General features: G+C 59.8%; 13 protein-coding genes and 2 tRNA genes. 6 read left to right on the top strand and 9 right to left on the bottom strand.

All coding sequences use genetic code 11. The features are described from left to right. Positions 1 to 268 precede the first annotated feature (268 nt). Genes ABD806_RS09055 through ABD806_RS09040 form a run of 4 tightly spaced genes read left to right on the top strand, consistent with a single transcriptional unit; the run spans position 269 to position 3,340 of the window. Complete coding sequence (locus ABD806_RS09055; RefSeq protein WP_344957079.1) at positions 269 to 1,036, top strand: ABC transporter ATP-binding protein; 768 nt, start codon at positions 269 to 271, stop codon at positions 1,034 to 1,036. Positions 1,037 to 1,078: 42 nt separating this feature from the next. Continuing rightward, the gene (locus ABD806_RS09050) at positions 1,079 to 1,855 is read left to right on the top strand and encodes an ABC transporter substrate-binding protein (RefSeq protein ID WP_344957076.1); all 777 of its coding nucleotides are present in this window, start codon (positions 1,079 to 1,081) and stop codon (positions 1,853 to 1,855) included. Between the two features lie 48 nt (positions 1,856 to 1,903). Beyond that, positions 1,904 to 2,644 carry an ABC transporter permease gene (locus ABD806_RS09045; protein WP_344957074.1) on the top strand — a complete coding sequence of 247 codons (741 nt, stop codon included), beginning with the start codon at positions 1,904 to 1,906 and terminating at the stop codon, positions 2,642 to 2,644. Between the two features lie 3 nt (positions 2,645 to 2,647). Continuing rightward, positions 2,648 to 3,340 (top strand): ABC transporter permease, encoded by a 693-nt coding sequence (locus tag ABD806_RS09040; RefSeq protein WP_344957072.1) that lies wholly within the window; start codon positions 2,648 to 2,650, stop codon positions 3,338 to 3,340. 92 nt (positions 3,341 to 3,432) lie between these two features. Here ABD806_RS09040 and xthA read toward each other — a convergent pair whose 3' ends face one another. Both xthA and ABD806_RS09030 read right to left on the bottom strand, forming a co-directional pair. Continuing rightward, entirely contained in the window at positions 3,433 to 4,239 is an 807-nt protein-coding gene (gene xthA / locus ABD806_RS09035) for an exodeoxyribonuclease III (protein ID WP_344957070.1), read from the bottom strand. A 46-nt stretch (positions 4,240 to 4,285) separates the two neighbouring features. After that, a complete protein-coding gene (locus ABD806_RS09030; RefSeq protein WP_344957068.1) occupies positions 4,286 to 5,050 on the bottom strand; it encodes an SDR family oxidoreductase in 765 nt (254 codons plus the stop codon). A 200-nt stretch (positions 5,051 to 5,250) separates the two neighbouring features. Between ABD806_RS09030 and ABD806_RS09025 the strand changes: the two genes are divergently transcribed. Next, on the top strand, positions 5,251 to 6,273 hold the full coding sequence (locus tag ABD806_RS09025; RefSeq protein ID WP_344957066.1) for an efflux RND transporter periplasmic adaptor subunit: 1,023 nt from the start codon (positions 5,251 to 5,253) through the stop codon (positions 6,271 to 6,273). After that, positions 6,260 to 9,352, top strand: coding sequence for an efflux RND transporter permease subunit (locus ABD806_RS09020; RefSeq protein ID WP_344957064.1), 3,093 nt, complete (start codon positions 6,260 to 6,262; stop codon positions 9,350 to 9,352). The genes ABD806_RS09025 and ABD806_RS09020 overlap by 14 nt, the downstream gene beginning before the upstream one ends. A gap of 125 nt (positions 9,353 to 9,477) precedes the next feature. Here ABD806_RS09020 and ABD806_RS09015 read toward each other — a convergent pair. From ABD806_RS09015 to ABD806_RS08985, 7 genes are all read right to left on the bottom strand, one after another. Next, positions 9,478 to 9,562: transfer RNA gene (locus tag ABD806_RS09015), tRNA-Tyr, on the bottom strand. A gap of 62 nt (positions 9,563 to 9,624) precedes the next feature. Continuing rightward, positions 9,625 to 9,709: transfer RNA gene (locus ABD806_RS09010), tRNA-Tyr, on the bottom strand. A gap of 127 nt (positions 9,710 to 9,836) precedes the next feature. Next, entirely contained in the window at positions 9,837 to 10,931 is a 1,095-nt protein-coding gene (locus tag ABD806_RS09005) for a ketoacyl-ACP synthase III (RefSeq protein ID WP_344957062.1), read from the bottom strand. 112 nt (positions 10,932 to 11,043) lie between these two features. Beyond that, complete coding sequence (locus ABD806_RS09000) at positions 11,044 to 11,424, bottom strand: thiol-disulfide oxidoreductase DCC family protein (protein WP_344957060.1); 381 nt, start codon at positions 11,422 to 11,424, stop codon at positions 11,044 to 11,046. A 196-nt stretch (positions 11,425 to 11,620) separates the two neighbouring features. Next, positions 11,621 to 13,096 (bottom strand): carboxypeptidase M32, encoded by a 1,476-nt coding sequence (locus tag ABD806_RS08995; protein ID WP_344957058.1) that lies wholly within the window; start codon positions 13,094 to 13,096, stop codon positions 11,621 to 11,623. Positions 13,097 to 13,170: 74 nt separating this feature from the next. Further along, positions 13,171 to 13,752: a DNA endonuclease SmrA gene (gene smrA, locus ABD806_RS08990; RefSeq protein ID WP_344957055.1), complete on the bottom strand. Its 582-nt coding sequence runs from the start codon at positions 13,750 to 13,752 to the stop codon at positions 13,171 to 13,173. 115 nt (positions 13,753 to 13,867) lie between these two features. Then, on the bottom strand, positions 13,868 to 14,008 hold the full coding sequence (locus ABD806_RS08985; RefSeq protein ID WP_344957053.1) for a DUF3149 domain-containing protein: 141 nt from the start codon (positions 14,006 to 14,008) through the stop codon (positions 13,868 to 13,870). Positions 14,009 to 14,026 lie beyond the last annotated feature (18 nt).

The raw sequence follows: 14,026 nt of genomic DNA, 5'->3' as shown, positions 1-14,026 counted from the left end.
TACCGCAAGGTTATCGCAGCCAGCCCATGACGGGCATTGGCAGTGGTTAAATATACCGGCGGTGCGGTTTTATTCGCTATTTTTGCATAATTTTATACTGAATTATGGTAATAATTATGTATAAAAAACCGACTGTTGCCGCAAGATAAAGAATATTATGTTGTTTTTAGCCGGCGCAGATGGTAATTTTTCGATAGCGGTTAACAAGTTGTTAACCATGGATGAGATTATTGCCGGTGTGTCGGCATCAGGAATAAAGGTCTAACGGATGAGTGAACCTGCCCTCGAAGTATCGGGCCTGCATAAGCACTACGGCTCCCTGGAAGTGCTTAAAGGTATTGATTTAAAAGCGAAAAAAGGCGATGTCATTTCCATCATCGGTTCTTCCGGTTCGGGTAAATCCACCTTTTTACGCTGTATCAACCTGCTGGAAACCCCATCGGCCGGTGAAGTCAGGTTGCATGGCGAGCTGATCGAGATGCGTACCAACCGCAGCGGTGAACGTGAACCTGCCAACATGCGACAGGTTGAACGCATCCGTTCCCGACTGGCGATGGTCTTCCAGAGTTTCAATTTGTGGTCTCATATGACCATCTTGGAAAATGTCATCGAGGTACCCGTACACGTACTCAAGGTGCCGAAAAAGCAGGCGATAGAGAAGGCCGAGGCCCTGCTGCAGAGGGTGGGATTGTATGAGCGGCGGGAATACTATCCCGGCCATCTGTCCGGTGGTCAGCAGCAAAGGGCGGCTATCGCCCGTGCCCTGGCGGTCGACCCCGAGGTGATGCTGTTTGATGAGCCTACCTCGGCCCTGGATCCTGAGCTGGTGGGCGAAGTGTTGGGCGTGATGCGCGGCTTGGCGGAGGAGGGGCGTACCATGCTGGTGGTGACTCATGAAATGAGCTTTGCCCGGGACGTGTCCAACAAGGTGATGTTCCTGCATCAGGGACTGGTCGAAGAGCAGGGTGATCCCAGGCAGGTGTTTGCCAATCCCAGCTCGGAGCGTTTCAAGCAATTTATTTCCTCTGTTTATTAAACATAAGTTCCAAACGGATATAACACACAAGGAGTAAGGCGAATGAAGAAATGGTTTGTTGCGGGTGCCATCATGGCCAGCCTGGCGGCCGGTGCCGTACAGGCAAAAGAATGGAAGACAGTACGTTTTGGTATTGAAGGCGCCTACCCTCCTTTCTCCTGGACAGATGAAAATGGTCAGTTGCAAGGCTTTGACGTAGATATGGCCAATGCCCTGTGTGGGCAGATGCAGGTGAAATGTGAATTGGTGGCGCAAGACTGGGATGGCATTATTCCGGCACTGCTGGCCCGTAAATATGACGCCATCATCGCGGCGATGTCGATCACCGAAGAACGCAAGCGGACCGTGGACTTTACCCAGCGTTACGCCCTGGTGCCCAATAAGTTTGCGGCAAAGAAGGGCACTACCCTGGAGTTAAGCAAGGAAGGGCTGGCCGGCAAGCGGGTGGGGGTACAGATAGCGACCACCCATGACAAGTACCTGACCGATAACTTTGGCCAAGATGTCAACCTGGTGCGTTACGGTAACGCCGACGAAGCCTATCTGGATCTGAAGTCGGGCCGTATCGATTATGTGTTCCTCGATGCCACCGCCATCGAGGAAGGCCTGCTCAATAAAGAAGGCGGCGATGCCTTCGAATTCGTGGGCCCCTCGGTGACCGACGAGCAGTGGTTTGGCGAAGGGTTCGGTATCGCCGTGCGCAAACAGGATAAAGATCTCAAAGAGATGCTGAACAAGGCCATCGGTGAGCTGCGTGAAAACGGCAAATACCAGGAAGTTAACGGCAAGTACTTTGAATATGACGTTTACGGCGGTTAATCAGCGGTTATCGGCCCCGTATCGGGGCCGATATGATAGGAAGTCGTTATGCTAGATCTGAAAGGATACGAAGGTGCCCTACTGGAAGGGGCGATAGTGACCATAGAGGTTGCCCTCTTGTCACTGACCTTGGCGGTGAGCCTGGGATTGTTGGGGGCCTTGGCCAAGTTATCCTCTTCGCGGCTTGCCCGCGGGATAGCAACCGGCTACACCACGGTTATCCGGGGGATCCCCGACCTGGTGCTGATGATGCTGATCTTCTTTGGCGGCCAGGTGTTGCTGAACAATTCTCTCTATTCCCTGAATGAAACCATCAATGGCTGGTTCAGCGCCGGCAACCCGGAGCATGAGTGGGTCAGTTACCTGCCCGATTATGTAGAAATCAGCCCCTTTATGGCCGGTATCATCACCATAGGTTTTATCTTCGGTGCCTATATGACGGAAACCTTCCGCGGTGCCATGTTGGCGGTCGACAAAGGCGAGCTGGAAGCCGCCCGGGCTTACGGCATGCGTCCCGGTCAGGTATTCCGGCGTATCCTGTTTCCGCAGATGATGCGTCACGCCCTGCCCGGCCTGGGTAACAACTGGCTGGTGCTGCTGAAAACCACGGCATTGGTGTCTATTATCGGCCTCGATGACATGGTTCGTAAGGCCTCGCTGGCTGCCGGTGCCACCCAGCTGCCCTTTACCTTTTATATGGCGGTGGCGGTGATTTTTCTGCTGTTTACCACTGTGTCCACGTCCATGCTCAAGTGGGCGGAACGTCACTACGCCATTCAGACGAGGTAAATTATGGATTTTTCAATCGTAGTCAACGAATGGGGTGTATACTGGCAGGGACTCTACACCACTGTGTTCCTGGTGGCACTGTCGTTACTGCTGGGGCTGCTGATCGCCGTGCCCATGGGCATCTGTCGCAACAGCCGCAACTGGCTGCTAAAGGGACCTGCCTGGGCCTATATCTACTTCTTCCGTGGCACCCCCTTGCTGGTACAGCTGTTCCTGATTTATTACGGGGCCGGCCAGTGGACCTGGCTGCGCGAATCGGCAGCCTGGGAGTGGTTCAGTCAGGCCTGGTTCTGCGCCATCCTCGCCTTTACCCTCAATACCGCGGCCTATACCGCCGAGATTGTTCGCGGCGCGATCAATACCATGCCCAGAGGGCAGATCGAGGCGGCCTATGCCTATGGTATGAGCCGGCTGACCACCCTGCGGCGTATTATCCTGCCCAACTCATTTCGCCGTGCCCTGCCGGCCTACAGCAACGAGGTGATCTTCATGCTGCACGGTTCGGCGGTGGCCGGGGTGATCACCATAGTGGATCTGACCGGCGCGGCGCGGATAGTGAACTCCCGCTACTATTCGCCGTTCGAGGCGTTCCTGGCGGCGGGACTCATCTATATGTGCCTGACTTTCCTGTTGGTATGGAGCTTCCGCCGGCTGGAAGGCCGCTGGTTCAAGCATCTGAAGCCGAGAACGGCTTAAGCGCTGTGACTGGAGACCGGGGATTATTGCCCAATCCCCAATCCCCAATCCCCAATCCCCAATCCCCAATCCCCAATCCCGAGTCTGTCACCTCACCCAAAGGTGGCCCAGATCGGCGCATGATCCGAGGGCTTCTCCCAGCCGCGCAGTTCATAGTCGATACCGGTTTCCACCAGCCGCTCGGCGAGGGTGGGGGTGGCCAGGATCAGATCGATGCGCAGGCCGCGGTTATCGTCGAAGCCCCGGCTGCGGTAATCGAACCAGGAATAGGTGTCATCCCTGGCCGGGTTCTGCAGCCGCCAGGTATCCACCAGGCCCCAGCCCAGCAGGCGTTCCATCCATTCCCGCTCTTCCGGCAAAAACGAGCATTTGCCGTCCCGCAGCCAGCGTTTGCGATTGGCTTCGCCGATACCGATGTCGGCATCGGTGTGGGAGATATTCATATCACCGATCACCACCAGGGCATCTTCCGGTTGATGGTGCCGCTCCAGGTAGTGCTGCAGATCCTGGTAAAATTGGGCCTTGGCGGGGAACTTGGTTTCATGGCTGCGGTTTTCCCCCTGGGGGAAATAGCCGTTGAGCACGGTAATGCCGGAGCCATCGGCGCAGGGATAGCGGCCGATGATCATGCGCCGCTGGGCGTCTTCTGCATCACCGGGAAAGCCTTTCTGTACGGTCAGCGGAGGCTGCCTGCTGAGCAGGGCAACCCCGTAGTGGCCCTTCTGGCCATGGAAATGCACCTGATAGCCCATCTCATTAACGGCCTCCAGCGGAAACACCTCATCATGTACCTTGGTTTCCTGCAGGCCGATCACGTCCGGTTGATGCTTGTCGATAAGCGCCTGCAGTTGATGTAAACGGGCGCGAAGTCCATTGATATTAAAGGAAACGATTTTCATATTAGGGTCGGGTTGGCAAGTTTGCCCCATGCTAGCAGAAAGCGACCTAACCGGCAGCCGGGTTGTTCACATAGCTCATGCGTTTGCTTATGCCGCCGTCGAGGATAAACTCCTGGCCGGTAATAAATCCGGCCTTGGCAGAGAGCAGGAAGCGGGCGAGGGTCGCGATATCCTCCACTTCTCCTACCCGTCCGACCGGGTGCTGTCGGTGGTCGGCCGGGCCGGGGGGCGGTGGCGCCGACTTGCCGGGCTGATAGTCGGTGATGTCGACCCGGCCCGGGCTGATGGCATTGACCCGGATATCCGGCCCCAGGCTGTTGGCCAGGGCGTGAGTCAGGGCTACCAGCCCACCCTTGGCGGCGACGTAGGCTTCGCAGTGGGGTTCTGACTGATGGGCCCAGGTCGAAGTGATATTGATAATCGCCGAGCCCGGCATAAGCAGGTCCGCCAGATACTTGCTGATCAACAGGGGGCCGGTCAGGTTGGCGGCCAGGGTATGGTGCCAATGGGCCAGGTTCAGGTGCCTGAGGGGCTCGTGGAAGGGGTGGCTGACGGCTGCGTTGTTGATGATGCCGGTCAACCGGCCGAACTGGCGCTCGACCAGCCGGCTGAGGGTCTGTACCGCCTGTTCGTCGGCCACATCCAGGTGGACCAGCTGCAAGCCGGGAAGTCGGGACTCCTCCAGCTCGGTGAGGGCGTATTTATCGATATCCAGTCCCAGTACCTGATAGTTGTGCTGCAAAAAGTAACGGGTCATGCCCAGCCCCAGGCCGCGGGCAGCGCCGGTTATCAGTATTTTTCCCTGGCTCATAGTGCCACCTCTGCAATGGAATATGCCTCAAACATCCTTGTAACCATCAAAGCTTAAGCAATTTTTCCAAAACCGTGTGAATTAAGCCCGATGATTGACATACTTTGTCACATCTTTGTCAGTCGCAGACATAGTTTGCCGAGGTTAACCCCGTAAACTGATGGCAGTGATTGTTAGGGAATGGATGAAAGGGCAGGGTGATGCATAACCATAACAAGTGGCCGCTTTATCTGCTGGCAGCCTGGTTGCTCGGCACCGGCAGCACGGCGGCGCAAACCGGTCCCGTGGTGTCGACGGTGCGGGTCGGCCAGCAACAGGTGCAGTCTGAAGTCGCCTTGATTGGCACCCTAAAGGCCAACCGACTGGTGGCCATAGCGCCCCAGGTGAGCGCCCGGGTGACCGAGGTGCACTTCGTATCCGGCCAGCAGGTGGATCAGGGAATGCTGCTGCTCAGCCTGGATGATCGCGAGACCCAGGCACGGGTGAAGGAGGAAGAAGCCGCCCTGCTCGACGCCCGGCGGATCCTTGCCAACTACCAGAGCCTGTACCAACGCAAGGCGGTCACCCAAACCGAGCTGGATGGCCAGCAGGCGGCGGTGGCCATGGCCGAGGCCAAGCTGCAGGGAACCAGGGCACAGGCGGATTATCTGCGTCTGCGTGCGCCCTTTGCCGGTGTCATCGGCTTGAGCGACGTGGCCCCCGGCGCCCTGTTGGAGGCCAACAGCCCGGTGGCCGAGCTGCTGGATATCAGCACCCTGAAGCTGGATCTGGCGGTGCCGGAGAAATACTTCCGCAAGCTGGTTGTCGGCAAGTGGCTGACCGCCTATACGGAGGCCTATGGGGAAAGGTCCTTCGTCGGTGAGCTGACGGTGGTATCGCCCAGCGTGGATCCCGATACCCTCAATGCCAGGGTGCGGCTGCGGTTTGATAACAGCGATCGGCTGCTGGTGCCCGGTATGCTGATGCGGGTGGTGCTGCCCCTGGAAAACGGTGCGCAGACGGTGGTGCCGGCCCAGAGCCTGCTCTACGCCGGCAATCAGCGTTATGTGTTTGTGGTCGACGGCCAGGGACAGGCATCCCGGCGTCCCGTGACCATAGGCGCCAACCTGGGTGAACTGGTCACCATAGTGTCCGGCCTGGAGCCGGGTGAGCGGGTGATCAGCAAAGGCGTGGTCAAGGTGCGGGATGGCATGCGGGTGGAGGTGAGCGGTGAAGATCTCTGATCTGGCGATTGCCCGCCCGGTGCTGGCCACGGTGCTCAGCCTGATGCTCTGCGTGTTTGGCCTGATCTCCTTCCTGGAATTGCCCCTGCGGGAAATGCCCGACACCACCTCGCCGATCGTCACGGTCCGCACCGATTACGAAGGGGCCAGCGCCGGGGTGATCGAGGCCCAGGTCAGCAAGCGGCTGGAAGATGAACTGTCGGGGATCAGCGGCGTCAAGTTTATCAGCTCCAGCACCATGGACGGCAACTCCCGAGTCACCATCGAATTCGATCCCAGCCGGGATCTGGATGATGCGGCCAGCGATGTGCGGGATGCGGTCGCCCGGGCATCGCGGCGCCTGCCCGACGATGCGGACACGCCCATAGTGACCAAGGACACCGGCCGTAACGACGTCATCCTGTGGGTGACCCTGCGCTCCACCGGCCTGTCGCCGCTGGCCCTGGGGGATTATGCCGAGAATGTGCTGGCCGATCGCTTCAGCCTGCTGGATGGGGTCAGCTCGGTATGGGTGGGCGGGCGCAAGGAGCGGGTGATGAATGTGCGCCTGGACTCGGCGGCCATGGCGGCAAGGGGGGTGACGGTGGCCGATATCGACGCCGCCCTGCGCGCCCAGAATGTGGAGTTGCCGGCGGGGACGCTGGAGAATGAGCAGCAGAATTTTGCCGCCCGCATCCAGCGGGGCTACGATCAGGCGGTGAATTTCGAGAACCTGGCGATTCGGCGCATCGACTCGGGGCAGCGTGTCTATCTACGCGATGTGGCGACCGTGTGGGAGGGGGAGAAGCCCGAAGACAGCCTGTTCCGTTCCAATGGCCAGAATGTGGTGGGGCTCGGCATCATCAAGCAGAACCAGGCCAATACCCTGGAGGTGATCGACGGCGTCAAGGCGGCGATCCGCAGCCAACAGGCATTTCTGCCCGAGGGCACCGAGCTGACCTGGACCTACGACAGCTCGGTGTTTATCGAAAGCGCCATCGGTGAGGTCTACCGCACCCTGATGATCACCATGGTGCTGGTGGTGCTGGTCATCTATATTTTCCTCGGCCAGATCAGGGCGACCCTGATCCCGGCCATTACCGTGCCGGTGTCGCTGATCAGCGCCTTTATCGTCGCCCTGAGCCTGGGCTTTTCGGTCAACCTGATCACCCTGATGGCGCTGATCATGGCCATCGGTTTGGTGGTCGATGACGCCATAGTGGTGTTGGAAAACATCTATCATCACCTGCGGCGGGGACGCTCGCCGCTGTCGGCGGCCTATCACGGTGCCCGCGAGGTGGGCTTCGCGGTGATTGCCACCACCCTCACCCTGATTTCCGTGTTCCTGCCCATCGTCTTTATGGGCGGCATCATCGGCCGTATCTTCACCGAGTTCGCGGTACTGCTGGCTTCCGCGGTGGCCTTTTCATCCCTGGTGGCACTGACCCTGACCCCGGTGATGGGCAGTAAAATGCTCAAGTCCCATGGCAAACCCGGCTGGCTGAGCCGGCATTTCGACGCGCTCTTCAACCGGCTGGAACAGGGCTACCGCAAGCTGCTCGGCGAAGAGCTGGGCCATGTGTGGTGGGCGCCGGTGGTGATGCTGGTGGCGCTGGCGCTGATCCTGGTGCTGTTCCGCCAGATCCCCCAGAGTCTGACGCCGAAAGAGGACAGGGGGGTGATCTTCATGATGGTGCGCGGCGCCGAAGGGGCCAGCTTCGAACGGATGAAGCTGGCGATGAATGAGGTTGAACAACGGCTGACGCCGTTGCGGGACGAAGGCCTGGTCACCAGCCTGACGGTGCGTACCCCGGGCTTTGGTGGTGGCGTCAACACCGGCATCCTGATTGCCGGCCTGGCCAGCTGGGATGAACGAGACGTATCGGCGGAAGCCCTGGTGGGCCGCATCCGGGGCATGACCCGGGCGGTGGCCGACGTACTGGTGATCCCCATACTGCCTTCCTCGATCCGCAGCGGCGCCAGTGCGCCGGTGGAATTTGTGCTGGGAGGCGGTGATTATGACGAGCTGTACCAGTGGGCCGAGCACTTGCGGCGCCTGGCCCGGGATAACCCGGGGCTGAGCGACCTGGATCTGGATTACGCGGAAACCAAACCGGAACTGCTGGTGGCGGTCGATCAGCTGCGGGCGGCAAAGCTGGGTATCTCGGTGACCGAGGTGGCAGACAGCCTGAATGTGATGCTGGGCGGCCAGGCGATCACCACCTACACCCGCCAGGGGGAAGAATATGATGTGTTCCTCAAGGGCCGGGAACAGGACTTTAACCGCTTGACTGATCTGGCGGGTATCTACCTGCGCAGCAGTGATGGCGGGCTGGTCTCGGTCGATAACCTGGTGCGGCTCAATGAGCAGGGGGCCTCGCCTTCGCTCAATCACTACAACCGCAAGAAAGCCATTACCCTGAGCGCCAACCTGGTGGGTAACTACAGCCTGGGGCAGGCGCTGGACTACCTGGATCAGCTGGTACGCGAGCAGTTGCCGGAGTCGGCCACGGTCGACTACAAGGGGGAGTCGCTTGAATATAAATCCAACCAGGGCGATATGGCTTTTGTCTTCGGTCTGGCGCTGGTGGTGGTGTTCCTGATCCTGGCGGCCCAGTTTGAAAGCTTTGTCCATCCCTTTATCGTGCTGCTGACGGTGCCGCTTGGGCTGCTGGGCGCCTTGCTCGGCCTGTATCTGTTCGGCATGACGTTGAACGCCTACAGCCAGATAGCGCTGGTGATGCTGATCGGCCTGGTGACCAAGAACGGCATTCTGATAGTGGAGTTCGCCAATCAGTTGAGGGACAGGGGGTTGGAGTTTCACCTGGCGCTGACAGAAGCGGCGGTACGACGGCTACGGCCGATCCTGATGACCGCCTTCACCACGGTTGCGGGCGCCATCCCGCTGATCCTGGCCAGCGGTGCCGGTGCCGAAAGCCGCCGGGCGGTGGGGATAGTGGTGTTCTCCGGGGTGTCGCTGGCGACTCTGCTGACGCTGTTTATCGTGCCGGCCATGTACCGGCTGCTGGCCCGGCATACCCATTCGCCCGAGCATCAGCAGCGGCGGCTGACCAGGGCGCTGAAGGAAGAGGACAGTTAGTGCCTTTTGGGCCAACAGCTGGTGATGTTGTTTGGTGGGGGGCTTTCAGGCCGCCCCTTGGGGTGGCGCGGAACAAGCAGGCGGACATAAAAAAACCGCCGTCACAGGACAGCGGTTTAGCTGGATGGTGGAGGGAGCTGGATTCGAACCAGCGAAGGCTGAGCCGTCAGATTTACAGTCTGATCCCTTTGGCCACTCGGGAACCCCTCCACGAGTTAACTTTTTATTTTTAACTTACCGGCGAAGAGCGACCGCTCTTACGCAAAAATGGATGGTGGAGGGAGCTGGATTCGAACCAGCGAAGGCTGAGCCGTCAGATTTACAGTCTGATCCCTTTGGCCACTCGGGAACCCCTCCACGTTTTGTGGGGCGCATACTACCAAAACCAGCGGCATTGTGAACCCCTGAACGGGAATAAATTCCCAGAAAGTCCCTGTTTGCCGTAAAAAGCAACTATGCTGCCGGTTTTTTGCACTTTCATCGATTAATCGCGTTCAACTTGCCGGTTGGCCGCCTGGCAGCCGGCAATGGCCGGGGCCAACAACTCCAGCGCCGAGTGCTCGCAGGGGGGGAGTTCGGCCAGGCTGACGGAGAGCGGGGTCACGCGCTCGCCCCATTTGATCACCGCGGCCCCCCAGGTCAGGCCGGCGCCAAAGGCGGCGGTCAGCAGCGTGCTGTGGGGCTGGACTCGGCCCTGCTCCAGGGCTTCGCACAGGGCGATGGGCACGGTGGCGGCCGAGGTGTTGCCGTATTGCGCGATATTGATCATGACTTTTTCCGGAGGTAGTTCCATCTTCTTGGCCAGGGTGTCGATGATCCTGATATTGGCCTGATGGGGGATCACCAGATCGATTTGCTCCGGACCGACGCCGGACTGTTCCAGGACAGAGGCGGCGGCGTCGCCCATGCCCTTGACCGCCCGTTTGAAAATTTCTTTGCCTTCGAAATTGATGGAGAACAGGCCATCCACCTGGGCAAAGCGCGGGCGGGCGGTGCCCGAGTCGGGGACAGACAGGATTTCCCGCGCATCTGCGTCACAGCCCAGTTTGTCGGCCAGCAGGCCGACCTGATCATCGCTGGCCTCCAGCACCACGGCACCGGCGCCGTCGCCGAACAGCACGGCGGTATCGCGCAGGGTCCAGTCCAGGTAGTGGGTCAGGCGTTCGGCGCCGATCAGCAGCACCCGTTGCATGGAGCCGGCCCTGATCAAGGCGCTGGCGACGCTGAGTCCGTAAACAAAGCCGGTGCAGGCGGCGTTGATATCAAACACCGCCGCCCGGTGGGCGCCGAGTTGTTGTTGTACCGCCGAGGCGGCGCTGGGCACCAGGGTATCGGGGCTGGCGGTGGCGAGGATAATGCAGTCCAGCTGGGCGGCTTCGAGGCCGGCGGCGGCCAAGGCGTGCCGGGCCGCCACCGAGGCCAGCACCGAGGTGTTGACGTGAGAAATGCGCCGGGATCTGATCCCGGTGCGGGCATAAATCCAGTCGTCGGAGGTGTCCAGGAAGCTGCTCAGATCATCATTGCCGAGCACTGCGGGAGGCAGGCACTTGCCCCAGCCGGTTATCTTTGCGTAACGCATAGGCAGTCTGCTTATCGATAAAGGGAAGTAAAATCAGTATGCCCCAGCCGGTGGCGGCTGTCATGCCGGGGAGCATGAGTCGACGGACATGGTCGTGACCTTGGGGGCGAGTTCAGGGAATGCGCCCTGTTCGCTTGAGGCGTTTGCCCACCCAGCTGCGATACAGCCAGGACAGGCACGGCCTGATCACCGGCAGGCCGATCAGCATGGCCAGGGGTTTTAGCCTGGGCACGCGTTTCATCAGCAGGATATAGGCGTCCAGCTCGGAAAAGATATTGCCCTGAACGTCCTGTACGTGCAGTTCCCGCAGGGCCTTTTCGGGGCTGATCCCCATGCTGAGCAAGACATCTTCCTTACCGGTAATGTCGTACCAATAGATGTCCTTGCCGTCTTCACCTGCCCAGCGCTCGTAGTTTTTCCTGTCCTTGACACAACCCTCGCAGGAACCATCGTAAAACACCACCAGTTGATGGCGGTCTTGTTTGCCTTGCATACATGCTCCCAGGCTATAAAAAACAGCCCACTCCTTGGACCGCCTCTTACTAGCATAGACGGATTTAAGCCGTGCAGATTAACCGGGCGGGCAGGTTGGCGGGGCGGCCCTGGGTCTGTTCCCGAGGTGCCTGGCACGCCCGGGAACGGTTATTTCGCTTTGGCGACGGTAGCGCGGTGGACGACTGCAGTCGATATCAGGCCAGGTATCGCTGCTCCAGGTGAGATTTGAACGGATCCAGGTTCGGTGGGGTACCGCAGGCTTGTTCGAGCAGGCGGTGGGTATCCAGCAGGCTGGCCTGCTGCCAGATATGGCCCTCCAGCCAGTGGAAGATGGCGTCCGGATCCTGGGTGATCAGCGACCCTAAGGGCCCCAGCTGCCGGGTGATGGCCGCCGCCTGTTGGGCGGCATAGATGGCGCCCAGGGTGTAACTGGGGAAGTAGCCGAAGCTGCCGTCGGTCCAGTGAATATCCTGCAGGCAGCCATTGCGGTAATCCCCCTTGGTCGACAGCCCCAGATAACCTTGCATCAGTTGATCCCAGCGCTCGGGCAGGTCTTTGGCGGCAAGCTGGCCGTTGATCAGATCCCGCTCGATTTCATAGCGCAGCATGATATGGGCCGGATAGGTGATTTCATCCGCATCCACCCGGATAAGCCCGGGTTTCACCCGGGTGTAGAGCCGGGCCAGGTTGTCGGGGGCGAAGGCGGGCTGGGCACCGAAATGCCGTTCCATCAGGGGGGCCAGCCGCTTGAGAAAAGCCGGGTGGCGTCCCAGCTGCATCTCGAAGAACAGGCTCTGGGATTCGTGTACGCCCATGGATCTGGCCTGGCCCACCGGCAGCCCCCGCCATTGCCCGGGCAGGCCCTGTTCATAACGGGCGTGGCCGGTTTCGTGGATGATGCCCATCAATGCCTGGGTGACGTCCCGTTCGTCATAACGGGTGGTGATGCGCACGTCTTCGCTGACCCCCCCGCAGAAGGGATGGGCACTGATATCCAGGCGACCGTGGTTGAAGTCGAACCCCAGCAGGGCCATCACCTCCAGGCCCAGGGCCCGCTGTTTATCGGTGGCGAAGGGGCCGAGCGGTGCGATCAGGGGCTCGCCGCGTTGTTTTTCCTGTACCTGCTGGATCAGCCCCGGCAGCCAGGTTTTCATCTCGCCAAACAACAGATCCAGCTCCTTGGTGTGCATGCCGGGCTCGTATTTTTCGATCATGCTGTCGTAGGGGCTCAGACCCAGGGCCTCGCCCCTGGCCTGGGCGGCCTGACGAGACAGGTTAAGCACTTCTTCAAACAAGGGCAAAAAACCGGCCCAGTCGTTGGCCGGACGCAGGCTGCGCCAGGCATGCTCACAGCGGGAGCCCGCCAGCGACAGCTGGCGCACCAGCTCGGCGGGCAGCAGGGTGGCATCGCGCCAGGCCCGCTTCATCTCCGCCAGGCTGGCCCCCTGTTGCGGTGACAGGGACTCCTGCCCGGCGGCGGCAAACCAGTCGGCCAGGCGGGGATTCTGCAATTGCTGATGGCAGAGTACCGCCAGGGTGCTGAGCGCCTGGCCCCGGGCATCATTGCCACCGGCCGGCATCATGGTGGCCTGATCCCAGCCGCAGATGGCTCCGAGGTGCTGCAGGTGATGGAGTTGTTGAAAATGGTCGACCAGGGCGGAATAGGACATAGATATTTCCTTTATTGTTATTGATAGGCGATGGCTTGAGCCTGAGCTTGGTGTGCCAGCATCAGGTACACACCTTACCCCAGCCGGCTTTGATGCCGCTCCCGGGTTTCCTGTTTGGCCCGCTCACTCTTGCGCAACAATACATACAGGCTGCCGGTGCTGCCATGGTGGCGCTGGGTGCTGTGATAGGCAAGGACCTGAGGGATCTGCTTCAGCCAGCCGGAGACATAGCTCTTGAGCAGGGCCTGGGGTTGGCTGCGTTCGCCCTTACCGTGGACCACCACCAGGCTGCGATGACCCTGACGCAGGCTGTCGCGGATAAAATCCAGCAGTGCCTTACGGGCCTGCTCCACCCTGTGGTCGTGCAGGTCGAGACGGGCCTCACAGGGATAGTGCCCCAGGCGCAGCTTCTTGAACACCCCCTCCTGCACCCCGTCTTTTTTGTAGCCGACGATATCGTCCGGGTGCAGCAAGTCGACGGATTCGAGGGATAAATACAGGGGGGAATCTTGAGCCGGGGTTTCGGCCGCACTCCGTTTGGCGGCCAGGCTGGCGGCATCCCGGTCGGGGTTTGTCCGATGGGCCAGGGTGTCCTGATTGAGCGGCGTGATATCACCCAGCTCACCGACAAAGGCAGACCATTCAGAGGAAGACATAGGTGCGGCTCCGTAACGACAGGGTTAGCCGCAGTATAAGCAAGTTCAGCCGGAGAGGAAACGGCAGGCCCTGGGGGGGGGGAGGAGGTCAGGGTCCACCGCTGGTTAACGCGTATTATTCGTTAGGCTTGTCGGTTTTTACCTTGTAGATAAAATAGCCTGCGTAAAAGCTGATCAGTATGGAGGTGGCGATCACGACTATCATGGACATCAAACCAACATCGCTGCCAAACATCAGCTTCAGCCAGAATTCCATTGTGTGTCTCCTTCAGTC

Source organism: Zobellella aerophila (assembly GCF_039539325.1).
Lineage (GTDB): Bacteria > Pseudomonadota > Gammaproteobacteria > Enterobacterales > Aeromonadaceae > Oceanimonas > Oceanimonas aerophila.
Note: the sequence above shows the minus strand (reverse complement) of the source record. Positions and strands in the feature narration are given on the sequence as shown.